Annotated in this window: 16 protein-coding genes; 4 read left to right on the top strand and 12 right to left on the bottom strand. The window is 67.1% G+C overall.

Translation table 11 applies throughout. The annotated features are described in order from the left end of the window. Together N1032_RS21370 and N1032_RS28350 are read left to right on the top strand one after the other, a co-directional pair. The coding region (locus tag N1032_RS21370) for a hypothetical protein (RefSeq protein ID WP_310795983.1) at positions 1–213 on the top strand (213 nt) is incomplete at its 5' end. 1 nt (position 214) lies between these two features. Further along, the gene (locus tag N1032_RS28350; protein WP_310795982.1) at positions 215–418 is read left to right on the top strand and encodes a hypothetical protein; all 204 of its coding nucleotides are present in this window, start codon (positions 215–217) and stop codon (positions 416–418) included. A 158-nt stretch (positions 419–576) separates the two neighbouring features. Here the strand turns inward: N1032_RS28350 and N1032_RS21365 are convergent, their stop codons facing one another. The 3 genes from N1032_RS21365 to N1032_RS21355 all read right to left on the bottom strand — a co-directional run bounded on the left by N1032_RS21365 (position 577) and on the right by N1032_RS21355 (position 3,722). Beyond that, positions 577–1,014 (bottom strand): DUF3151 domain-containing protein, encoded by a 438-nt coding sequence (locus N1032_RS21365; protein ID WP_259542171.1) that lies wholly within the window; start codon positions 1,012–1,014, stop codon positions 577–579. Positions 1,015–1,127: 113 nt separating this feature from the next. Beyond that, positions 1,128–1,250: a ribosomal protein bL36 gene (locus tag N1032_RS21360; protein WP_259504386.1), complete on the bottom strand. Its 123-nt coding sequence runs from the start codon at positions 1,248–1,250 to the stop codon at positions 1,128–1,130. 54 nt (positions 1,251–1,304) lie between these two features. Beyond that, positions 1,305–3,722: a phosphoketolase family protein gene (locus tag N1032_RS21355; RefSeq protein ID WP_259542169.1), complete on the bottom strand. Its 2,418-nt coding sequence runs from the start codon at positions 3,720–3,722 to the stop codon at positions 1,305–1,307. 271 nt (positions 3,723–3,993) lie between these two features. On the opposite strand from N1032_RS21355, the gene N1032_RS21350 reads away from it, so the two are divergent. Next, on the top strand, positions 3,994–6,537 hold the full coding sequence (locus N1032_RS21350; RefSeq protein WP_259542168.1) for a cell wall-binding repeat-containing protein: 2,544 nt from the start codon (positions 3,994–3,996) through the stop codon (positions 6,535–6,537). A 227-nt stretch (positions 6,538–6,764) separates the two neighbouring features. Continuing rightward, complete coding sequence (locus tag N1032_RS21345) at positions 6,765–7,388, top strand: hypothetical protein (RefSeq protein ID WP_259542166.1); 624 nt, start codon at positions 6,765–6,767, stop codon at positions 7,386–7,388. Positions 7,389–7,693: 305 nt separating this feature from the next. Here N1032_RS21345 and N1032_RS21340 read toward each other — a convergent pair whose 3' ends face one another. The 9 genes from N1032_RS21340 to N1032_RS21300 all read right to left on the bottom strand — a co-directional run bounded on the left by N1032_RS21340 (position 7,694) and on the right by N1032_RS21300 (position 22,928). After that, entirely contained in the window at positions 7,694–8,341 is a 648-nt protein-coding gene (locus N1032_RS21340) for a GNAT family N-acetyltransferase (RefSeq protein WP_259542165.1), read from the bottom strand. Positions 8,342–8,444: 103 nt separating this feature from the next. Next, complete coding sequence (gene menC, locus N1032_RS21335; RefSeq protein ID WP_259542164.1) at positions 8,445–9,593, bottom strand: o-succinylbenzoate synthase; 1,149 nt, start codon at positions 9,591–9,593, stop codon at positions 8,445–8,447. A gap of 3 nt (positions 9,594–9,596) precedes the next feature. After that, entirely contained in the window at positions 9,597–10,871 is a 1,275-nt protein-coding gene (locus tag N1032_RS21330; RefSeq protein WP_259542163.1) for a saccharopine dehydrogenase family protein, read from the bottom strand. Continuing rightward, entirely contained in the window at positions 10,868–11,653 is a 786-nt protein-coding gene (locus N1032_RS21325; protein WP_259542162.1) for a phosphatase PAP2 family protein, read from the bottom strand. Before N1032_RS21325 ends, N1032_RS21330 begins: the two co-directional genes overlap by 4 nt. Positions 11,654–11,760: 107 nt before the next feature. Then, positions 11,761–13,023: a multidrug effflux MFS transporter gene (locus N1032_RS21320; protein ID WP_407933066.1), complete on the bottom strand. Its 1,263-nt coding sequence runs from the start codon at positions 13,021–13,023 to the stop codon at positions 11,761–11,763. Positions 13,024–13,312: 289 nt separating this feature from the next. Then, complete coding sequence (locus tag N1032_RS21315) at positions 13,313–13,765, bottom strand: hypothetical protein (protein WP_259542160.1); 453 nt, start codon at positions 13,763–13,765, stop codon at positions 13,313–13,315. A 2-nt stretch (positions 13,766–13,767) separates the two neighbouring features. Next, positions 13,768–13,992, bottom strand: a complete 225-nt coding sequence (locus N1032_RS21310; protein ID WP_259542159.1) for a hypothetical protein — start codon at positions 13,990–13,992, stop codon at positions 13,768–13,770. Positions 13,993–14,508: 516 nt separating this feature from the next. After that, positions 14,509–15,111 (bottom strand): hypothetical protein, encoded by a 603-nt coding sequence (locus N1032_RS21305; RefSeq protein WP_259542158.1) that lies wholly within the window; start codon positions 15,109–15,111, stop codon positions 14,509–14,511. A gap of 968 nt (positions 15,112–16,079) precedes the next feature. After that, positions 16,080–22,928, bottom strand: coding sequence for a PA14 domain-containing protein (locus tag N1032_RS21300; protein ID WP_259542157.1), 6,849 nt, complete (start codon positions 22,926–22,928; stop codon positions 16,080–16,082). Between the last annotated feature and the right edge of the window lie 153 nt (positions 22,929–23,081).

Here is a 23,081-nt window from a genome sequence, read left to right as displayed (position 1 = left end):
GCCCACGACAACGCCGCCGACAACCACCCCGCCGACGACAACGCCGCCAACCACGACACCGCCCACGACAACGCCGCCGACAACCACCCCGCCGACGACAACGCCGCCAACCACGACACCGCCGACGACAACCACCCCGCCCACCACGACGCCGCCTCGCAACGGGCCCATCACCACTGTGCCGACCACACCGGCCGATGTGGCGGGCGTTGACGTGACCAGCACCCCGACCCCGGCTCCGGCCGCGGCCGGAGGCGGCTCGGGCGGCACGGGTGGCGGAGGCTCGAGCGGCTCGCTCGCGAGCACCGGGTTCGAACTCACGCCGCTCTTCGTGGCCGCCGGAGCGACATTGCTCCTCGGTCTCGGACTACTCGTGAGTGCCGCCCGACGCCCCCAGCCTCGCCACAGCGCGAAGTAGGAACCGGCTGACACCCCACCCCGAATGAAACAGTGCGCGGCCCGCGAAAGCGGTGCCGCGCACTGTCGTCTCTGCCGCGAGAGACGTCGTGAAGCCGCAGAACTCACCCGCAGCCGCAACCGCAGCCGCGGGCCCCAGCCGGCGAGGGCGAGAACGCCCTAGCGCTCGCCGGCCTCGATCGCTGCGATGGCGGAACGGTCGGCGCCGTCGAGGAACTCGGTCAGGCGCACGACCTCGGCGGTCTCGCCGATGCCCTCGGCCGCACGACGCAGCATGTAGAGCGACAGCAGCACACCCCGGTTGGGCTCGTGCGACCACGGCACAGGCCCCTGCCCGCGCCATCCGGCCTTTCGCAGCGCATCGAGACCGCGGTGGTAGCCGACGCGCGCGTAGGCGTACGACGCGACGACCTCGCCGAGGCCCCACGTGCGATCGGCCAGGGTCGCCCAGGCCAGCGACGACGTCGGGAACTCCTTGACGGTCGCCTCGAGCACGTCGTCGACATCGAAGCCGATGGCGCGTGCCAGCGATTCCCTCACCCCCGGCTCGTCGGGCAGAAGGGTTTCCGGAAGGCCGAGGAGGTTCGTGTCGCTCATGCTCCGATCGTAGCCGCCGTGAAAACGAGAACCGCCCCCGTCACGAAGACGGGGGCGGTTCTGGAGATTGAACTGGAAATGCAACGCCCGAAGGCGCTATCCGAGTCGACCGATCAGCCCTGGCGGGCCTTGAAACGGGGGTTCAAATGATTGATCACGAACGTGCGCCCTCGGCGGCGGACGATCTGCGAACCCTGCATCTTCTTCATCGAGCCCAATGAATTCCGTACCTTCATATCGACTCCTTTCGTTGTCGGATACAACCAGCACACGCCTGAATTCATTCCCTGTCAACCCTCGTTGTCGCCTCCGGTGTCCGCCACGCCGACCGACTCCACGTCGAACGGCAATCCGGCGCTGCCCACCACGTCGGGCGCGTCTTCGCCGTGCTCGCGGGTGTAGGCCCGGTGCGAGGAGCGCTCGCCGTCCATCCGCTGCGAGAGCTCGGCATACGCGGCCCGCAGCCGGGGCACGCGCTTCACGACATCCATCACCAGCCGGTAGCGGTCGAGGTCGTTCAGCATCAACATGTCGAACGGTGTGGTGGTCGTGCCCATCTCCTTGAAGCCGCGCACGTGGATGTTCGAGTGGTTCGTGCGCCGGTAGGTGAGGCGGTGGATGAGCGACGGGTAGCCGTGGAAGGCGAACACCACGGGCTTGTCGGGTGTGAACAGCGCGTCGAAGTCGTCGCTGTCGAGGCCGTGCGGATGCTCCGCGCTGTCTTGCAGGCGCATCAGGTCGACGACGTTGATGAACCGCACCTTGAGGTCGGGAACCTCGTGCTTCAGAATCTGCACCGCCGCCATGGCCTCCACGGTCGGGATGTCGCCCGCGCACGCCACCACCACGTCGGGCTCCTCGCCCTGCACCTCGGTGCCGGCCCAGTCCCAGATGCTGAGGCCGCGCGCACCGTGCACCCGGGCCTCGTCGAGCGTGAGCAGCGTGGCTGTGGGCTGCTTGCCGGCCACGATCACGTTCACGTAGTCGCGCGACGCGAGGCAGTGCTCGGCGGTGACGAGCAGCGTGTTGGCGTCCGGCGGCAGGTAGACCCGCACGACACTCGCCTTCTTGTTGATGACGTGGTCGAGAAAGCCCGGATCCTGGTGCGAGAAGCCGTTGTGGTCCTGCCGCCACACGTGCGACGACAGCAGGTAGGTGAACGAGGCCACCGGACGCCGCCACTCGACGTGCGCGCTCGACTCCAGCCACTTGGCGTACTGGTTGAACATGGAGTCGACGATGTGGATGAAGGCCTCATACGACGTGAAGAGCCCGTGCCGGCCGGTGAGCAGGTAGCCCTCGAGCAGGCCCTGGGCGAGGTTCTCGCTGAGCACCTCGATCACCTTTCCCTCGTGCGCGAGGTGCTCGTCGGTCGGCAGCACCTCGCCCTGCCAGGCCTTCGCGGTGACGTCGTAGACGTCGTCGAGGCGGTTGGAGGCCACCTCGTCGGGCCCGAAGATGCGAAAGTTGTCGGGGTTCGCCGCGATGAGGTCGCGCAGCCAGCGACCGAGCTGCCGGGTCGGCTCCACGACGGCCCCGCGCCCCTCGGCGGTGAGATCGACCGCGTGCGGCCCGAGCGGCGGCAGCGAGAGCGAGCGCAGCAGCAGACCGCCGTTGGCATTGGGGTTGGCGCTCATGCGCAGATCGCCACGGGGGCGGTCGGCGTCGAGCAGGTCGACCGGGCGACCCTCGTCGTCGAACAGCTCCTCGGGCTTGTAGCTCTTCAGCCACTCGTCGAGCTGCTTCAGATGCTCCGGGTTGTCGCGCACGGTCGCGAGCGGCACTTGGTGCGCCCGCCAGGTGTTCTCCACCGGCAGCCCGTCGACGACCTTGGGCCCGGTCCAGCCCTTCGGCGTCTTCAGCACGATCATCGGCCACTTCGGTCGCGCGGTCGATCCGCCGTTGCGGGCGGCATCCTGAATCTCGGCGATGTCGTCGAACGCCTGCGCCAGGGCCACGGCGAATCGCTCGTGCACGAGCATCGGGTCTTCGCCGTCGAAACCGCCCGCGACGACTCGCGGCGAGTAGCCGTAACCGGTGAACAGCGCTTCGAGCTCGTCGTCGGGGATGCGCGCCAGCAGCGTGGGGTTGGCGATCTTGTAGCCGTTGAGGTTGAGGATCGGGAGCACCGCGCCATCCGTCGCCGGATTCAGGAACTTGTTCAGGTGCCAGCTCGTGGCGAGCGTCGCGGTCTCGGCCTCGCCGTCGCCGATGACACAGGCGGTCAGCAGCGACGGGTTGTCGAGCACCGCGCCGTAGGCGTGCACGAGCGAGTAGCCGAGTTCGCCGCCCTCGTTGATCGACCCGGGGGTCTCGGGCGCCGCGTGCGACGGGATGCCGCCGGGGAACGAGAACTGGCGGAACAATCTCTGCATGCCCGTGCCGTCGAGCGGGATGTGATGGAACAGCTCGGAGTAGGTGCCGTCGAGCCAGGCGTTCGCCACCACCCCCGGGCCGCCGTGACCGGGGCCGGCGATGTAGACCACGTTGGTCGACCGCTCGACGATCAACTTGTTGAGGTGGGCCCAGACGAGGTTGAGCGCCGGGGTGGTGCCCCAGTGCCCGAGCAATCGGGGCTTGATGTCGGCAGGAGTGAGCGGCTCGCGCAGGAGCGGGTTGTCGAGCAGATAGATCTGCCCGACCGAGAGGTAGTTCGCCGCACGCCACCAGGCGTCGACGACGGGAAGGGGAACCGCGTCAGAGGTCATGGCCTCAGCCTAGGAACAGATGGGGGCTGTGCACAGGCCCCTCGGTGCCAACAGCCAGCGTACGGGCCGTGACTCGGCGTGACTATGCGGAAAACCGCGCGGTTCACCGCATCGAAATCGTGCGGGAAACGTCCTGGGCCCACCCTCCGGGCCGCTGATAACTTCCCCCACAGGAAGTGACTCGACTTCCGGTTTTGCCGGCCCGATGTACCCGGATCGCGCTCGGCAACACAATCCGTAGGGGGTTCCCATGCAAGACAATGCTGTACCCATGAAGCCCACGCGCTCGAAATTCCAGCGTGTAGCGATTGCGGCGCTCGCCGTGATCGTCGGGTCGTTCGGCGCCGTCGTCGGTGTCGCCGCACCCGCCCAGGCCGCGGGAGACACGGTCGTCTCCCTCACCTTCGACGACGGCAACGCCGACCAGATGGCGGCCGCGGCCACGTTGAACGCCAAGGGCCTTCCCGGCACCTTCTACATCATCTCGGGCTACGTCGGCCAGCCCGGCTACATGACCCAGGCCGATCTGGCGACGCTCTACAACGCCACCCCCAAGAACGAGATCGGCGGGCACACCGTGCACCACCAGGATCTCACCACCCTGGCGGCCGACGACGTGAAGCGCGAGATCTGCAACGACCGGGTGAACCTCACCAACTGGGGCTACCCCGTCACCAGCTTCGCCTACCCCTTCGCCTCGGTGAACGCGGCCGCCGAGCAGGCCGCCGCCGACTGCGGCTACAACAGCGCCCGCGGGCTCGGCGACCTCAAGACCCCACCGGGCACCGGATGCCCCGACTGCGACGTCGCCGAGAGCATCCCCCCGGCCGACGCGTTCTACACCCGGGCCGCCGATCAGGTCGACAGCACCTGGACCCTCGCCGACCTGCAGTCGCGCGTGACCCAGGCCGACCCGGCGACGAACGGATGGGTGCAGCTCACGTTCCACCACATCTGCGCCACGACGTGCGACACGTCACCCGAGGCGGCCTCGATCTCGAGCGCCTTGTTCGACCAGTTCACCACCTGGCTCGCCCAGTGGCAGGCCGACGGCAACGGCACCGTCAAGACGGTCAACTCCGTCGTCGGAGGCGCGGTCAAGCCCGTGGTCGCCGGCCCTCCGCTCGCACCGCCGCCCGGCCCCGGCCAGAACGGCACCCAGAACCCGAGCCTCGAGACGCCCGGCACGGTCGTCAACATGCCGCAGTGCTGGTGGGGTTCGAGCTACGGCACGAACAACGCCGCGTTCAGCACGGTCACGCCGGGCCGCACCGGTGCGACGGCCGCGAAGGTCACGGTGACCAACTACGTCAACGGCGACGCGAAACTGCTGGCCCTGTTCGATGAATCCGGATGCTCGCCCAGCGTGACGCCCGGAGCCAGCTACTCGCTGCGCGCCTTCTACATGTCGACGGCGAACACCCAGTTCGCGGTCTACACCCGTGACACGATCGGCACCTGGACCTACTGGACCTCGAGCCCGCTGTTCACCCCGGCCACGATCTACACCCAGGCCGACTTCACGACGCCGCCTATTCCCGCGGGCATCACCGGCATCAGCTTCGGCCTCAACCTCACCGCCAACGGCGAGCTGATCACCGATGACTACGCGATGTACGACACCAACGGCGCGCCGCTGCTCGGCCTCAGCCCGGTGCTGCCCACCGTGACCGGCTCCGCGCAGGTCGGCCAGTTGCTCACAGCGACCGTTCCCGCCTGGGCACCGGCGCCGGTGGCGCTGACCTACCAGTGGAACGCCGGCGGGGTGGCCATCCCGGGTGCGACGGGTCTGACCTACTCGCCGGTCGCCGGTGACGTGGGCAAGACCATCACGTTCACCGTCTCGGGCACCAAGACCAACTACGACCCGCTCTCGGTGACGTCGGCGGCCACGGCGGCGGTGATCGCGCTGGACGCCACCACGATCCGGCTCGGCGGTGCCGATCGGTTCGCGGTGTCGGCCGCGGTGTCGGCCAGCACCTTCGCACCGAACGTGCCCGTCGTCTACGTCGCATCCGGAGCCGTCTTCCCCGACGCCCTCTCGGGTTCGGCCGCGGCCGGCAAGCTCGGCGGGCCGGTGCTGCTGGTGCAGAAGGACTCGATCCCCACGGTCATCGCCGCGGAGCTCGCCCGCCTGAAGCCGGCGAAGATCAAGGTGCTCGGTGGCTCGAACACGGTCGCCGAGTCGGTGGTCACGGCCCTCAAGGCCACGGCGCCCACCACCCGCATCGGCGGCGCCGACCGCTACGCGGTGTCGGCCGCGGTGTCGAAAGACGCCTTCGCGACCAATGTGCCCGTGGTCTACGTCGCATCCGGAGCCGTCTTCCCCGACGCCCTCTCGGGTTCGGCCGCGGCCGGCAAGCTCGGCGGTCCGGTGCTGCTGGTGTCGAAAGACAGCATCCCGGCCAGTGTCACCACCGAACTGAACCGGTTGCACCCGGCGAAGATCGTGGTGCTCGGCGGCACGGCCACGGTGGCCGACTCGGTGAAGGCGACGCTGCAGGGCATCGCTCCCACCACCCGGGTCGCCGGCGCCGATCGCTACGCGGTCTCGGCGGCGGTCTCGGCGGCGACGTTCACGCCCGGTGTGCCGGCCGTCTACATCGCCTCTGGGGCGGTCTTCCCCGACGCGCTCTCGGGCTCGGCGGCGGCGATCGTGAAGGGCGGGCCGGTGCTGCTCGTCACGGGCACCAGCATCCCCGACTCGGTGAAGACGGAGCTGAACCGGCTCAACCCGGCGAAGATCATCGTGCTGGGCGGGTCGAACACCGTCTCCGACGGCGTGTTCAACGCGCTGAAGGCCTACATCGGGTAGCTCGCACCGATCGTCGGTGACCGGATGCCTCACACGGGGCATCCGGTCATCGTCGTGTGTGGGGCATCCGGTCATCGCCGTGTTCAGTCTGAACGCACGCTGGGAGCGCGGGCCGGAATGTCCCCCGAACGGTCGCTATGCGTGCGTTGCGGGGCCACCTAACATCGCTGTGGGGAACCGAATGCGAGCCGGCCGGCGCGCACTGACGACGTGAGATGCGAGAAGGTATGACTCTGCGATCGAGCACCGTCACCGTGCTGAGGCCGCGCGCCCAGCTCTCGACCCAGACCCGTCTGGTGGCCGCCGCGCTGCTGCTGCCGGTGTTCGCCGCGATGCTCTGGTTCGCCATTCCGCGCGGAACGTGGCTGCGGGTGGTGATCGCGGTGGTGTTCGTCGCGGCGATCTATGCGATCGGCACCTGGATGCTGCGGGGGGTGAGCATCCGCATCGGCCGTGACGGATTGATCGAGCGCGGCTTCTTCCACCACGACAACCGCATCCCGGCCAAGCGCGTCGCCACGGCGCTCATGCTCGAGGTCTACCGCGGGGTGTCGACCGAGACCACGACGCAGTTGTTCCTGCTCGATTCGACCGGGGAGCTGCTGCTGCGCCTGCGCGGCGAGTTCTGGTCGGATCGCGACATCGAGACGGTCGCCCACGCGTTCGACGTGCCCGTGCGGCGGCTGCCCGACCCCGTGACGTCGGCTCGCCTGCGGGCCGAGTCGCCCGAATTGCTCTACTGGTTCGAGCGCTGGCCCTGGGTCGGCGGCCTCACGGTCGCGGGGGCCATCTCGTTGCTCGCGCTCGTGCTCATCGCCCTGATGTCGCCCTCGAGCCTCGTGCTGGCCTGAACCTCGTGCCGGCCTGAACTCCCCCGCCGAGTTGCGGCATCGTGCCCCCGGAGCCCGATTCCAGGGGCCGGATGGCGCAACTCGGCGGGGGTCCCTCCCTCCTTTCGCCGAGTTGCGCCAAAGTGCCCAATAGCTCGCGCTTTTTGGGCACTTTGGCGCAACTCAACGGAGCTTCTCCTGCCTCGGCGGAGGACCTCCCACTCCCCTGCTCTTCCCCTCGACGAGTTGCGCCAAAGTGTCCCATAGGGCGGGGTTTTGGGGCAGTTTGGCGCAACTCGGCGGAGGAAGGTGCGGGAGCCCAAGGGTTAGAGGGGGCGGGTGAAGAGGGGGGCGTGGGGGGAGGGGAGTTGGGTGAAGCCCAGGCGGGGGTAGAACGCGAGGGCGGCGGTGTTGCGGGGGTCGACGCCGAGGTGCACTCCGGGCACGCCGGCGGCGACGAGCGCGTCGAGGAAGGTCTGCACGAGCTGTCGACCCACCCCACGGGCCTGGGCTATGGGCAGGATGTCGATGTGCAGGTGCGCGGGATAGTCGTGCAGCCCGGGCGCGCGCAGCAGCTCCGCGTGCCGAGCGCGCTCGGCCTCGCTCAGCGAACTGGGCCAGGCGGCGAAACGCGCCGCAAAGGACTCGGTGTCCGGCGTGCCGATGACGTAGCCCACGACGATCTCATCGTCGACGACTGCCGACGCCTCGGCGGCGGTGTCGCCAGGCACCGCGGCCGTCGAGGGCGCGGCTCCGACGGGCGGCGCTGGCAGGGTCGCGAGCCAGGCCCAAGCGGGCTCGAGGTCGACATACGGCGCGGCCCAGCGATCGGTCAGCACCCGGGGGTCGGCGTGCAGGCCCGTCGCATCCGCACCGGCATCGCCCGTCTTCACGCAGATGTCGAGCACCGCTGCTCGGTCGGAAGCCCGCGTCGGGTCGAGACGCCGGATGCGCACGCCACCGACTCCCGGCATGCCTCCGTCAACGGCGGGCCGGGTGCCGGGCCGGCCAGCGGCGGGTCCGCTGCCAGGGCGCCCGCCGGCGGCGGCGCCGGGCGCGGGCGGGTGTGCGGCCGGGTCAGGCACGGGTGATGAGGTGTGCCGGACGGGTCTTCCACTGGTCGACGAGCTCGGTGCGCACCGTCGCTCCGGTGCCCGGGCCGGCCGGAACGGCGAGGCGGCCGTCGACCAGCACGAACGACTCGGTGATGTCCTCGGCGAAGTAGCGGTTCGACCCCGACGTGTCGCCCGGCAGCGTGAACCCGGGCAGAGCGGCGAGCGCCACGTTCGCCGCCCGGCCGATGCCGGTCTCGAGCATGCCGCCGCACCACACCGGAACGTCGCGGTCGAGGCACGCGTCGTGGATGCGGATCGCCTCGAGGTAGCCGCCGACGCGGCCGGCTTTGATGTTGACGATGGAGGTGGCGTCGCGGTCGATGGCGTCGATGGCGACATCCGTCGACGTGATCGACTCGTCGAGGCAAACCGGCGTGTCGATCGCGCGCGCGAGCAGCACGTGCGCGGCGATGTCCTCCTCGACGAAGGGCTGCTCGATGAGCAGCAGCCCGAACTCGTCGAGCCGGCGCAGATGGTCGATGTCGGCGACCGTGTACGCCGTGTTCGCGTCGACCTGCAGCAGGGCGTCGGGGCCGATCAGGTCGCGCACGGCCGCGACCGGCGCGAGATCCCAGCCCGGTTTGATCTTGAGCTTGATGCGCCGGTAGCCCTCGTCGACGTAGCCCGACACCTCGGCCAGCAACTGGTCGAGGTCGGGCGAGATGCCCACCGAGACCCCGCAGTCGACTTCGGGGCGCACGGCCCCGAAGTACTCGCCGAAGCTGATGCCGGCGGCGCGCAACTGCGCGTCGAGAACGGCTGCCTCGACGGCGGCTTTCGCCATCCGGTGGCCGATCACGAACGAGAACACTCCGGCCACGTCGGCTGCGCGCACAGTCGACGCGTCGAGCAGAGCGGGCGCGAGGTAGTCGCGGATGACGGCGTCGCACCCGGCGACGTACTCGCTCGAGTACACGGGGTCGGCCATGGCGACGCACTCGCCCCACCCGTCGCCCGAGTCGGTGATCACGCGCACGAGCAGCACGTCGCGCGCGGTCTGCCGCCCGAAGCTGGTCTCGAACGGCCGCACGAGCGGCATCGCGATGCGGTGCAGCTCGACCGCCTCGACCACGACCGGCAGGGCCGATCCGCTCGTGTGCACCGTGGTCATGACTCAGGCCAGCCGGTCTTCCAGACCCCACGTCTGGCCGTAGCCGCCCGCATCGATCGGGGCCGCCATCAGGTCGAGGAACGCCTTCGCGTCGAACGCCTCGGGCCCGAGCACACCCGTGCCCGACCACACGCCACCGGCGAGCAGCTCGAGCGCGATCACCGGGTTGAGCGCCGTCTGCCACACCACGCACTGGCTCTCGTATTCGGCCATCGTCCACTCGTTGTCGCTCACGTGATAGAGGTAGACCTCACGGCGCTGGTTGTTCGTGCCGACGCCCGTCACCCACAGTCCCGCGCAGGTCTTGCCCGTCATGAAAGGGCCGAGGGTCGCCGGGTCGGGCAGGGATGCCGCGACCACGTCGCGCGGGGCGACCTCCACCGGGCCGTCGGCCGAGCGCACTCGCACCGGGGTCGTCTTGTCGAGACCGAGCTGGTGCAGCGTCTTCAGGATGCCGATGAACTCGTTGCCGAGCCCGTACTTGAAGGTGACCCGCTTGGCATCGACCCAGCGCGGCATGAGCAGCACCTCTTCGTGCTCGACGTTGACGCACTCGACGTCTCCGATGCCCTCGGGAAAGCTGAACACCTCGGGCTCCGAGAACGGGGGCGTGGTGTACCAGCCGCGACTCTTGTCCCAGATGACCGGTGGGTTGAGGCATTCCTCGATCGTGGTCCAGATGCTGAACGAGGGGGCGAAGATCTCGTTGCCGTCGGAGTCGCGCACAACCAGGTTGGCGCCGTCGCGCGTGCCGAGTTCGTCGATCTCGCTGAACAGGTGATCGGCGGCATACCGGGCGAAGACGTCGGAGAGGCCGGGCTCGACGCCCATGCCGACGAGTGCCAGACGGCCCGCCTTCTCCCAGTCGCCCGAGAGCGCGAACTGGTCGTCACCGAGCTTCACGCCGGTCTCGAGATAGGGCTCGGTGGGATGCGGCTCGCTGAGGCTCATGGCCATGTCGAGGTAATCGGCATCCGCAGCCAGCGCGCCGGCGAAGATGGTGGGCACGAATTTGGGCTCCACCGCGTTCATGACGTGGGTCGCGCCGTGTCGGCGGGCGACCTCGGCGACGTCGTCGGGGTCGGATGCATCGATGCGATCGGCCACGAACCGGGCAGCCACCTCCGACCCGTGCCTCTTCTCGATCCAGGCGATGGTGCGCTCGGCCCGCGAGAGGTCGTAGTCGGTCACCACGAGCAGATCGTAGAAGGTGCGCCGCGCGGCGATCTTCGCGATGGCGTCGCCCACACCGCCGGCGCCCACAAGGAGAATTCTCATGGCTTGACGTTATCGGTATCGGATGCCGCAACGGAACGCATCCACACCGGCCGGTGCACGGCCGCCCGTTCTCGATAGAGCTTCGCCGCGAAGGGTGCCCAGAGCAGCGCCGCGATGCCGGCGCCGAGCAGCAGCCCGCCGATGGTGTCGGTCAGCCAGTGGGCGCCGAGGTAGGTGCGACTCGCCATCATCAGCAGGGTGTAGACGGAGCCGGCCACCCAGATCCAGACCCGCACGAAGATGATGCCGAGGGTCACGGCGAGGGTCGCGGCGTTGGCGGAATGCCCCGAGGGGAACGAGCCGAAGTCGGAGACGACGAGCATGTCCTCCGGTCGCGGCCGGCCGACGGCGGTCTTGAGAATCTGCACTGCCGCCGCGCTCAGGATGATGGCGATGGTGAAGTAGAGCGCGGCCCACGGCCGGCGGAAGATGAGCAGCAGCACGATCACGATCAGCGGCACGACCCAGATCGCAACGAAACCGCCGCCGAGGTAGTTCATGACGAGCGACGGCATCTCCCACACGGGGTTGCGGTGCTCGATGATCTCGTCCATCCACTCGGTGTCGATCTCGAACGGCAGGCCGCGCTCGCGCAGCACCACCACCGCGCCGAGACCGACGACCAGCAGCACCGCGATCACGCCTGAGATGAGAGGCCATTTGCGGGCCACCTTGTAGGGGGCGGGCGCGCTGCCGCCGATCTCGGTCTCGGGAGATTTCGGCGCCGGTTCGGGCGGCAGCGCCTGCTGCGGGTCGGGCTGCGGGTGGGCTGCGTCGCTCATCCGCTCGACCCTACTCCCGAGTGAGCGCGGGCACCCGTTTCGGCCGGGGCGCGGGCGGCGGCATCCGCTTCGCTACCGGGCGACCGTGGGCGGCGGCATCCGCTTCGCTACCGGGTGAGCGCTGGCACGCGTTTCGGCCGCACGATCAGCCAGAGGGCCACGATGCTCACGATCGCCGTGCCCGCCATGACCGAGGCCATCGGCGTGGCGCTGCCGATGCCGAGCACGCCCACGAGCGGCGAGATGAGTCCGGCGAGCCCGAAGTTGACGGCGCCGAGAAGGGATGCCGCGGTGCCGGCTTCGTGGCCGTGCGAGTTGAGGGCGAGCACCTGCACGCAAGGGAACGTCAAGCCGCACGAGAAGATGAAGAACCACAGCGGCACGAGCGTGCCCCAGAGCCCGAAGCCGAGGGCGTCGAACACGATGATCGAGGTGGCGAAGCCGAACAACAGCACGGTCGAGACGGCGATGATCCACTGCGGTCCCCAGTAGCGGGTGAGGCGAGCGCTCAGCTGCGCTCCCCCGACGATGCCGAGCGAGTTCACGGCGAAGAGGATGCCGAACTGCTGGGCGTCGAAGCCGTAGACCTGCTGAAAGAGGAACGAGCTCGCCGAGAGGTAGGAGAACAGACCCGAGAAGGTCATGCCGCCGATGATCGCCACGCCGACGAAGATGGGGTCGGTGAGCACGGCACGGTAGCGCTGCGCCGTGGTGGTGTGACCGGAGTCGTGGCGGCGCGCGGTGGGGAGGGTCTCGCGGATCCAGAGCGAGACCACGAGCACGACGAGCAGGCCGTAGGCCGCGAGCACCCAGAAGATGCCGCGCCAGTCGATGACGAGCAGCAGTTGCGAGCCGATGACGGGAGCGATGATCGGCGCGAGCCCGCTCACTAGGGCGAGCCGCGAGAGCATGACGACGAGGCGGCGCCCGCCGAACAGGTCGCGCACCATCGCCATCGCCACCACACCGCCCGCGGCCGCGCCCATGCCCTGCAGCACGCGGAACACGCCGAGGCTCCAGATCTCGGGGGCGACGGCGGCGCCGAGGCACGCCAGCACGTGCAGCGACGTCGCGATGATGATGGGGCGCCGACGGCCGAAGCGGTCGCTGAGCGGGCCGACGATCAGCTGACCCAGTGCGAAGCCGATCGTGGTGCCGGTGAGGGTGAGCTGGATGAGCGCGGCCGGCACGTCGAAATCGGCCTCGAGCACCGGGAACGCCGGCAGGTAGAGGTCGATGGTGAAGGGGCCGAGCGCCACGAGCGCGCCGAGGATGATGACGTAGACGAGCCGCTGGCTCGCGCGGAGGGCGTCGCCGGGGTGCACGACCGTGGTCGACGCGGTGATGGGGCCTGATGGAGGTGTCACGATTGCACAGAGGTTCTGCGGGCGCTTAGGCGCTTGGGCGCGCTGCCGCGATCTGGGGGCCGACGATGGAGTGTGGGCGCGATGCGGAGACGTGTCCCCCAGGCGTCGAGAAAAGTCTAATGCGCCGTCGGGCCGGCGACAGCGGCGCCGAGGAAGCTCTCACCGGTTCAACACGCCTTCGAAAGGACACTGGTCCGGCAACAACAGACGTCTACGAGCCATCTCCGTTCCGAGCCAGCAGACGAGGGGCGACTAGAGAGCTGACTCAATGCCTGGCGTCACTGCCACGGCCTCACAAGTAGCCGACGACTCCGTTCAGTCGAGTGGTCATCGGCGGGGTTACCGGCATCGGCGCCGCGTTGGCCGCGTAGGCCAGCACCTGTCCACCGGGCCGGGGAGTCATGATGTTCCACCTATCGCCGGAGAAGATGCAGAAGGCCACCGGTGTCTCCCGGCCCACTTGCGACAGCGAATCACGGGGATTTGTGTTGCGGCTGTCGAAGTCTTCGGCCATGTCGATTGCTTGGCCGAGGGTGCCGATCCAAGCGGCGACAAGAGTCGATTCACTCGAGTTCGGTGCGAAGTCCAAGCACTCAAGAGCTGCTGTGCTCTCCATGCGCCCTTGGGAGGCACTGGCGTGCACGTCGGCAGGAAGCACGCGGTCGGGGCCGACGCATCCGGTCAGCGCGATCACCATACCGATCGCCAGAAGAGACGACACCAGCCGATCTTGCGTTGTGAACATACTCACCTCCTTCGGAATTTCTCGCTCAGGCACTCGTCTTCATCTGTCTCGAGGTTTCCGAAGATCCGCACACGATGCTTGAACCCGCGAAGCCCGATGGTGGCGCGGCGGGTTTTGAGGATGGGATGCACTGTCACCCCAAGCGCCGCGCATATCGGCACGAGTAACCAGAGATACATTCCTCTCAGCAGCAGCCAGATCAAGAACGCAATGGGACCGATCACCACCGGCTCTTCTCGCGCGTGATGAGGTCGAAATCGCGACCAGCTTGGTTGTTCATGCGTCACGTGCCGTTGCCGCGGTGCCGCCAATCGGAGCGGATCCGACACCTGAGTTCGAACCGATGAACAAAATGACGCCGCCGGCGACAGCGAGGGCGAGTGGAATCGCGATCGCTGGGCCTGGACTCGTGACGTCGGCTACCCCGAACAAGAGCACTGCCGCTGATGACCCAATCGCGCCGCCGGCGCGCAAGGCTCCGCGAAACCTCGCAGAGTGGTTCAGCCGTCGCACGGCGACATCCATGATCAGTCCGACGGCCATCGCACTTGCCCCGGTGACCAGGCCCCCGACGAACGCAAGAGGAAGACCGAATGCGACGAACATCAGGACGGCATAGGAGGATCGCCCAGCTTGCAGAGAAAGCGCCGCGTCAAAGGCCACACCCGAGAATGCACCCCAGAGCCCTGCGCTCGAAACAAGAAGGCACCAGGGAATCGATACTGAGCAGTCAATCCTCTTGGTCACGAGTGCCGAACCGTTCGGTCCAAGTCCGAGGCGAGCTCCCGCACGATCAGATCTAACGAATGTTTCGACGTAGGCAACATCCCCGAGGGGCCATATGGCACGACGTTGAGCACCACATCGTTGGAAAGGTAAATGGTCATGTAGTCAATCGGCTGGGCAGTGAAAAAGGGGCCGAAGCCCGTACCGAAAGCCACGATTTCGGTCCTCGGAATCCTTGCTACGACAATGGGATTCAGGCCGCCCGCCCATATCTGCAACGATGTGCTCGTCGCTTCGAAGGTCGAATAGAGGTTGAGCTTTCCGGCGTAGCCATCAACATGGAACGCGCTGGTCGCGTGGTCCATGGATTTGTCTCGCAGCGCGAATAACAGAGACGACCTGGGATGAAGTCGCTGGACAGAAAGGAACGTCAGTCGGCCGGGCAGCCAGAAAGCGCACGCAACGGCGAGAACGAGTGCCATCCCCGTCGCGAGTGGAATCAAGAGTCCCCAAACTTGCGGACCGCCCGGTTCAATGGCACGAACTGTCGCGATGATGAGGCATAGCGCGAAAAGACTGGCAAAGACCGCATAGCCGGCGATGTACTGACTACGATTCATGGCGCATCACCTTCCTCAGAGGTCTCAGCAGGCTGCGTTCCACGATTCTTGACTTTCCAAGTCAGCAGCACGCCTAGCAGTCCACCGGCAGGCGGGCCCAGCACGACCGCATGAGCACGTTGAGGAGTATCGCTTGGGCGACAGCATCCTTCGTGACTCTCATGAAATCCTCCGTGTTCCCGCTACCAAGGCGAGACCATGGGCAGGCATCAAGCATTTGAGAGAATGCGGCTGCTCCTCATAATCACAACAACGGTTGGACCAGATCCGCGCGGTCGAGGCACTGAGCGAAACTCCCGACAACGATTGCGCGCTTGCCGCCAGTGGGAGATTCATTGCAGCTTCAAGACATGGGCGATTCGCTCCCGGGCTGCTGCAACCTCAGCCCACTTGGCGCCGATGATGCCTCCGCCTGACCGCACAACGAAAGGGAGATCGAGCCTGTCGTCATTGAGGCTCACCTGAAAGACGATCGTGTTCAGTCGCTTTGCTCCTTCTGCCGCGGAGCCTGTGGTGATTCGGGAGATCGATTCAGCGGGTAAGGATCCGACTAGTCGCCCCTTTCCCGACCCATGCCAGATCTCGACCCCGCTCGGGTCGACCAGGAGCACGAAGTAAGGGCCGAGCGGCCTCCCTTTCGCAACCATGTGCCGGAGTTCTGAAGCTCCGTCGAGTCCATTTTTTAGTGCCGGAGCGGCTCCGCTCCTAATCAGCACAGCGTCTTCACGTGTTGCTCGAAGGTGATCTAGGCACCCGTATGACCATGCTGAAATCAAAGTCACACCCGCAACCATGACAGCGACTCCCACCGTCGCCCATCCCAGAATCTGGATTACGCGGTCGAGCCGTTCTCCAATGGACGCGTGCATGAGGTTGGCGATCGTCATGCCCGAGGCAACGAGAGCCACCCACGAGATCGCGAGAAGGGGGGCTCTGCCCAGCCGTTTGTCGTGATTGCGGTCCGACATCTACCCTCCGAACCAGCCACTGATGGTGAAGCCAAGATCCAACGCTCCAAATGTGAAAGATCCTGTAACTATGGCTTCCCCGGTCACTGACAGCGTCGGCTTCATCGACTTGGCCAAACCGCCCACGCCGAGTCCAATAGGCCCCGTGGCTAACATGACAGCGCTCACTGCGCACTCATCTCCTCGGCCTGCTCCGGAGAAGCACGTAGCCACCGTGGCGAAAGCACTCGATACAAATGCGACCGCCGTCAGGGCCGGCACAAGCGATGGGGAGAAGAACACGGCCGCGAGAGACATAAGTCCTGCTGTGGTGGAGACAGTAGAAGATATTCGCATTGCATCACGCGCAGCGGATAGACGTTCCCCCTCCGACAATGGCGTGTAGGCGCCTGACCGAAAGCGGCTTGGCGAATAGATGTGTGTGGGCTGTGACGAGAGGATGGTCTTTGCTGCGCCGCGTGCCGAGGTGTAAGAGTGCATGACTCGCCCGTTGTAGCAGGAACCGCAGTCTTGCATCTCGCCCGAGAGGTCGAAGGCGTTGACGGGGTCGTTGGGGTAGTTGTAGGCGCTCGTGTTGCCGCCCTCGACCGGGTCGAGCGCGAGGAAGCGACCGAGCAGGGCCGAATACATGCGCGCACCCATCTCGATCGTCGCGATCGTCGCAGCATGCTCGTAGCCCTTGCCATTCGAACCGACCCAACCCAGGTCGAAGGCGCCCGGCTGCGTGTCGGGCACGAGCTGGTTCGACGCGGGCGAGCCGATCATCTTGGTCGCGACATCCATCGGCTGACCGAAGGGGTCGTAGAGATAGAAGCCGGTGCGCTTTCCCGTCGAGTCTGCCGTGAAGGTGATGTCGCCATGGAGGTCGGGGTAACTCCAGATGCCGCCCGTGAGATCGGCATCGCGCGCGACCGTGACACCACCCGGGAGCGAGATGGTCTGCTTGAGCACCTTGCTGCTGGCGTCGAGCACCATCGAACCCGAATAGCGCGTTTCGGTCGGCGATCCCGCGGCCGGCGTCTCCGTGCGTTTCACGATGGCACCCGACGCATCGCGCACGTACGCGATCGTTGTGACCACGGCCGTGCCGCTGCGAACGACCGTGCCGATGTGGCGATCGCTTGCGTCGTAGGTGAAGGTCTGGTCGCCGAGCTTCGTGATGTTGCCGTGGGCGTCGTAGACGATCGAACCCGCGGGCAGACTCTGCGCATCGCGCACCTTCGAGGGAGGAGCCGATGTTGCGCCCGCGACGATCTCCGATGATGAGAGCAGACGATCGTCGGCGTCGTAACAGTAAGACGTGCTGTACGCGAGGGTGCCCGCGCCGACCGGGGTGTCGGTCGTCGACGTGCGGTTGCCGTTCGCCGCTGCTTTCACCCCGGTGCCGCAGCTGTTGGTGGGCGCGAAACCATAGGTGAGGCGATGGCCCGGGATCGTGGCCGCGATCAGACGGCCGACCGCGTCGAAGCTGTAGAGGGAGTCGTACGCGCTCGTCGGCGACTCGACCACGGATGACTTCAGGATGCGGCCCGACTGCGATCTCACCACGCTGTCGCCGACCGGCGCAGCCTCACCCACGAACTGCCACTGGAACCCCGCGCTTCGACCCGCGGAGTCGTAGCCCACCGAGGTAAGCCCTGACCCATTGCCCGAATTGCCGGCGCCGGACGGGTAGCTGACCGAGGTCAATCGTCCGGCCGAATCGTAGAAGGGTCGCGCCAGGACGGTTGCGACTCCGGTCGCGACGGCCACATCGCTCTCCGCCTCGACCTGACCGTCGAGGTTGTAGGTGTAGGCGAGACGATAGGCCTGACCGACGGGCGGAGCAGTCGTCACCGTGACGACCTGCCCGACCTGGTTGTAGGTCGTACTCGTCGTCGTTCCCCAGACATCGACAGCGGATGTCACCCTGCCGAGGAGGTCGCGCGTGACCGTGGTCGTGCCGACTGCATCGGTGACGCTCGAAACGAGAGGGTTGCCGACGGGGGCCGCGGTGCTCGCGTACGAGTAGGTCGTCGTGCGAGCCGGAGCGCCGTTGTGCGACATGTCGGTGCTCTTCGTCACACGCCCCCTCGGATCATACGTGGTGCACGACGTTCCGGAATCGCTCGTGCTCTTGCTGGCCACGGCACGGCCGAGGATGTCGTAGCCGTAGCTCGTGGTGATGCCCTGGGTGACTCCGACGGCGGCATCCGGATTCGCGGAGCGATGCTCTCGCAGAGCGCCGTACTGGGGAGTGCCGGCTGCGACGCCGCAGGAGTCGACCGCACCGACACCGCCAATCGTGTCGCCGGGTTGGTAGTAGGTGTTCTCGGTGGTCGATGTTGAGGAACCGCCTGCGACGGCGGCCGGCGAGAACGCTTGGGTGGGTCGGTTGTTCGTGTCGTACTTCACCTTCGATTGCAGGGCTAGACCCGCCGGGTCGGCTGTCGTTGTGTCGGCAAGGCCGAGCCATGGACTCGCGCCGAACGAGGTGGCGGTCGCCTGCGACGGCACCTGAGAATTCGAGACACCGGCGACTCCGGCGGGTGCGCTGTCGTCCGTGGCGCTCGAGGTCGTCAGCCCGTAGTCGGGCGTGAGCCAGCTACCCGGAACCGGCGCGAAAACACCCGTCGCCCCATCGCCCGCCACCCAGTTCAGTTTCAGAACGGCGTCGCCGACATTGTCGAAGTAGTCCACCGCGATGGGGACGGTGAGCCGGGCGGCGTCGACGCGGATCGTCGCCTTGTTGGTCGGGTGTTCTCCACTGATCACGAAGTTGTCGATGACGAGATCGCGATCGACCCAGAGCTTCATTCCGTCGTCGACCGACCCCTGCAGCGTGTAGAGCCCCGCAGCCGGGAAGGTGATCGTGCCCGACAGACGCACACTCCAGCCATCGGGGCCGACTCCGGGAACCGGCGCGGCCGAGCCCCACGAACGGTTGACCGACCCATCGGCTGTTCCGATGCCGAGACCGTAGGCGACCGGCGCTCCTGCGAGACCCTTGGTTCCGTAGTAGGTGGCTTGAAGTCCGGAGAGGCCGCCATCGTAGGCAGTCGATGAGTGGGCGACACCGGTGCACCCTGTCGGGCGACGGTCGGCACCGAAGCACGCGACGTCGGCGGGGCCATAGGTGTCAGTCACCCGGTCGACGCTGTTGTAGATGGTCGTCGACTTCTTGCCCGCTGCGTCGGTTGACGAGAGCACCAGGTCTTTTTGCGCGTCCCATTCCTGCGACGTCGTGCGCCCGAGAGGCGACACGTCGCTGGTCAGCCGGAAGGATGCATCGAACGTCACCTTGCGCGAATGCCCTTGCGTCGGCGACGCGCCGGGCACTGTCTGGCCGGCCACATCGACATAGGCGACACCACCCGTCGGAGGGTAGCTGTAGGTTTTTGCCGCTCGGCCTGTCAGCGTCACGCCATCAGCCGCGGGCAGCGTGATCCCGGTCACCCGGTCGTCACTCCCGTCGCCCACGCGGCCATACTCGCCGTAACGGATCGTCGTCGCCGACGCCTCGGGTACGACACCGCCGTTCACCTTGACGATCCAGTCGCTCGCGACGGAGTCGGTGATGCGACTGAGTCGGTTCACTGCGTCGTAGCCGAAGCTGGTGACTTTTCCGCCCGGGTCCGTGATGGAGGCGATGAGACCGGCCGCGTTGTACGTGATCACGGTGGTGTCGTCCGACCCGGCCACGTGCCCGGGATAGACGATGCGGCAGAGTCGGTCTGCGGGCGCCGCGATGTAGCCCGAGCCGACCGGAGTCGGACACGCCCGACCCGTCGTGTCGGTGTCGCTCGGCGACAGCCCGACATCCTGGGCCAGATCTGAGCCGTAGGCGAAGATCACTTCTCGGCCGTAGACCGGCGGGGTCGCGCCGTTCGACGAGAGCACATCCGAGATGCGGTCGATCCGGCCGATGCCCTCGCGGTAACTGCCGGTTCCACCGCGGTAGGAGACACGGGGCGCCGTCGGCTTCTTCACGTCGATCGCGCTCGTCGTCGACACGACGGCGCCTGCAGCGTTGAAGACGTACGTCGTGCCCGAGTCGTCGGTGAAGGTCACCGTCTTGGCGGCCGGGCTGGTGCTCTGGTCGAGAAAGACACTGACCGACCCGTACTCTCCCTGCGGCGGTGAGTAGCTGTCTGCGCCCTGTTTGGCGTAGGTGTGCACGCGACCCGTGGCGTCGGTGATGATGACGGCCGAGGTCGTGACCTCTGCGTGCGAGTACGCACCGGCCGCGCCTGCCACGGCCGTCGAGGCCGACCAGCCGGTCGGCAGGATGTCGGGGGTTCGAGTGAACCAGTCACCCGGCACGATGACCCGTTCGGAATCCGGATCGCCCTGCTTCTTGGCGAACAGGGTCACGTGCGCGAGCCCCGTCTCCTCGCGGTAGTCGAGGATGAACGGGGAGGCGGCCGTCGTCGCCTTGATCACGCTGCTCCACTGCAACGAATCGACGGCCGCACCCACCCAGCGGTCGCTCACGACCGTCTCCCCCACGCGGATGCGGTAGCCGTCGTCGGCGGTGACGCCGAGCACCCAGTCACCCACCGAGGGGAAACGGATGAATCCTTTCCACGATGCCAGGAAATAATCAGCCGGCACCCCCGACGCCGGCGACCCGGAGCCCCAGTCGAACGACGACGCGCTCTCCGTGCGCACGAGCACGGCGCCTTTGGACTTCGTGCCGAAGCTGCGATCGCGCTGCACACTGTCGTCGTAATACGACGCGTTCAGCCCGGTGTTGGACGGCTTCTGGGAGTTGTAGCTGAACGACATGCCCATGGGCCCGCCCGCCGTGTTCACCATCGGCGACGCGAAGTTCAACGACAGGTTGCCGTTGGCGAGGTTGACGGTCACAGGGCCGGCCGAATCTTGCGGCGAGGGACTTGATGCGCCCAGGCGCAGGTCGACTTTCACGGTGTTCGTGAAGACCGGGCCGTAGTCACCACGGTCGTCTTGCGTCGACACGCTCCACTTGTACGAACCTCCGTCTTGCAGGGTGCCGACGGGCGGCGACCAGTTGGTGGCCGATATCCAGCCCGACGTGGCGACCGTGCCCGTGAGTGAATCCACACCTGTCGCAACCCGGAACTGGTAAAGCACCGGCTTGCCGATCTGCGACAGCACGGAGGGCACGGCGAACGTGGGCGTCAGAGTCGTGACCGTCGCGTTGTCGCCCGGCGACCACGACCCGTGCGGAGGCATCGCGGCAGCGTCGGTCACGAACGACAACACCATCGTGTTGCACTTGGTGCTGAACCCGTTCAGGCCATCGGCGCCGTCTTTGACGTATTCGACCCAGTAGTAGCGGGTGTTCGGTTGCAGCGCGTTAAGCGGCAGTGTGAAATGGTTCTGGCCGATCCATCCGCTGTCCCAGCTCCAGGTCGCCAGTGGATTCGGGTTCGTGCCGAGGTGGAACGCGTAGGCGAGACCACCACCACCCGGGTCGGTCTGCCCGGTGATCGTCAAGGTCGGATTGAGCTTGGTGCGCGCTTCGCCGTGGGGCGGCGTCGAGGTGGTGCCCGCAGTCGGGAACTCTTTCCAGCGCACCCACATGACGGTGTCGATGTGCTTGTAGGTGAAGACGCCCGGCGTCTCATCTCCGGCGATGAGCAGATAGTTGCCCGCCGAGCGCGCCCTGACCCATTGTCCGATCGTGGTCGCGATGCCCGGACCGGTCGTCGCACCTCCGGAAGAGTCGAAGGTGCCGGTCGCCAGCAGCTCGCCGACGCCGTGGTAGCTGAAATCCGACGCGTGGTAGACGGCCGCCTGGTAAGGGTCGGCCGAAGAGTCGGGGTAGATCGCACTGACGCCAACCTGGGCGTCCAACACCTGCTTGCCGAAGAACTGCTCGTAGTCGTAGTGCAGAACAGTGCGCCAGTATCCCCCGTTGTTCGAATTGCCGATCTGCACGCCTGCGTTGAGATTCGAGAGCCCGTTGGACTTGTAGGAGTGCACGTCGTCACCGTCGGTGAAGACGTCGATGCTGGGGTCGACAAGCACGGGATAGACACGGGCGGGACTGTTCAGCCAGTCGCGGTCGACGGTGACCACGACGACCCAGTGATCCCCTCGATGCAAGAGTGTCGTCGTGGCTGCGCGCGACGCGTCACCACGACCGGTGTCATCGCTCGACGCGCTGTCGTAGACGATCGCGGGCGGCATCTGCAGGATCGCCTCGCCGTCGGCGTTCGTGAACGTGATCGCGCCGATCGCGTCTTTCGAGAGCGACAGCCCGTCGGCGTCGACCCGCCATGACCAGGAGAGGCTCGCAGAGGGTGGGTCGTCGCCGTCGGGGTCGGCGGGGTCGGCGGGGGCAGAGTTCAGGCGCAGGTTCTCCTTGACTCCCCCGGCGCTGACGTCGTAGACCAGATCGGCGTCGTCGAACACCTCCGGGTATTCGACGTGGCTCCGCGCATCGGGCCCGCTGCCCGCCATCCGGTCGATACCGCTGGCTGACGCACCCATGAGCCCGAACCCGACAGTGGAACCGTCTCTCGTGACCTCGAGCACGTGATCGGCCGCTGCGTTGTCTGCGAACACCGGCGCCAGCGGATGGCGCTCAACTTCGCCGCCGCCGATGCCGAGCCACGCCCACGGGCCGGTCGCCGACACCGCTGTGTCGATGGGCACCCAGTCGCCCCCGGCATCCTGCACGTTCAAGGGCTCGACAGACGTCTTCGTGTAGTTCGAGCCGTCGGCGAGCTCGTAGGTCTGGTCGAACTCGCCCCGGTCGACGATGGCCGACTCCGGCAGCGATTCAGGATCGACCGGGTCGGTCGGAAGGGCCAGATCGCCCGGTGGCACCGGTGGGGCGACGGGCTCGGTGCCGAGGTCGGAGAAGTCTCCCTCAGGCATCGCAGGTGCGGGCGGCGGGGCCGTGGAGAACGGTTCGGCAGGCAAATCATTCGGCTCGGTCGCGCCAGGCGGGGACTCCGGCGGATCGAAAGTCTCCGCGCTGGCGGTGACGGCAGTCCCGGCGACGAGAGTGATCGACAACACGACCCCCAG

This window comes from Herbiconiux daphne (assembly GCF_024979295.1).
Classification (GTDB): domain Bacteria; phylum Actinomycetota; class Actinomycetes; order Actinomycetales; family Microbacteriaceae; genus Herbiconiux; species Herbiconiux daphnes.
Note: the sequence above shows the minus strand (reverse complement) of the source record. Positions and strands in the feature narration are given on the sequence as shown.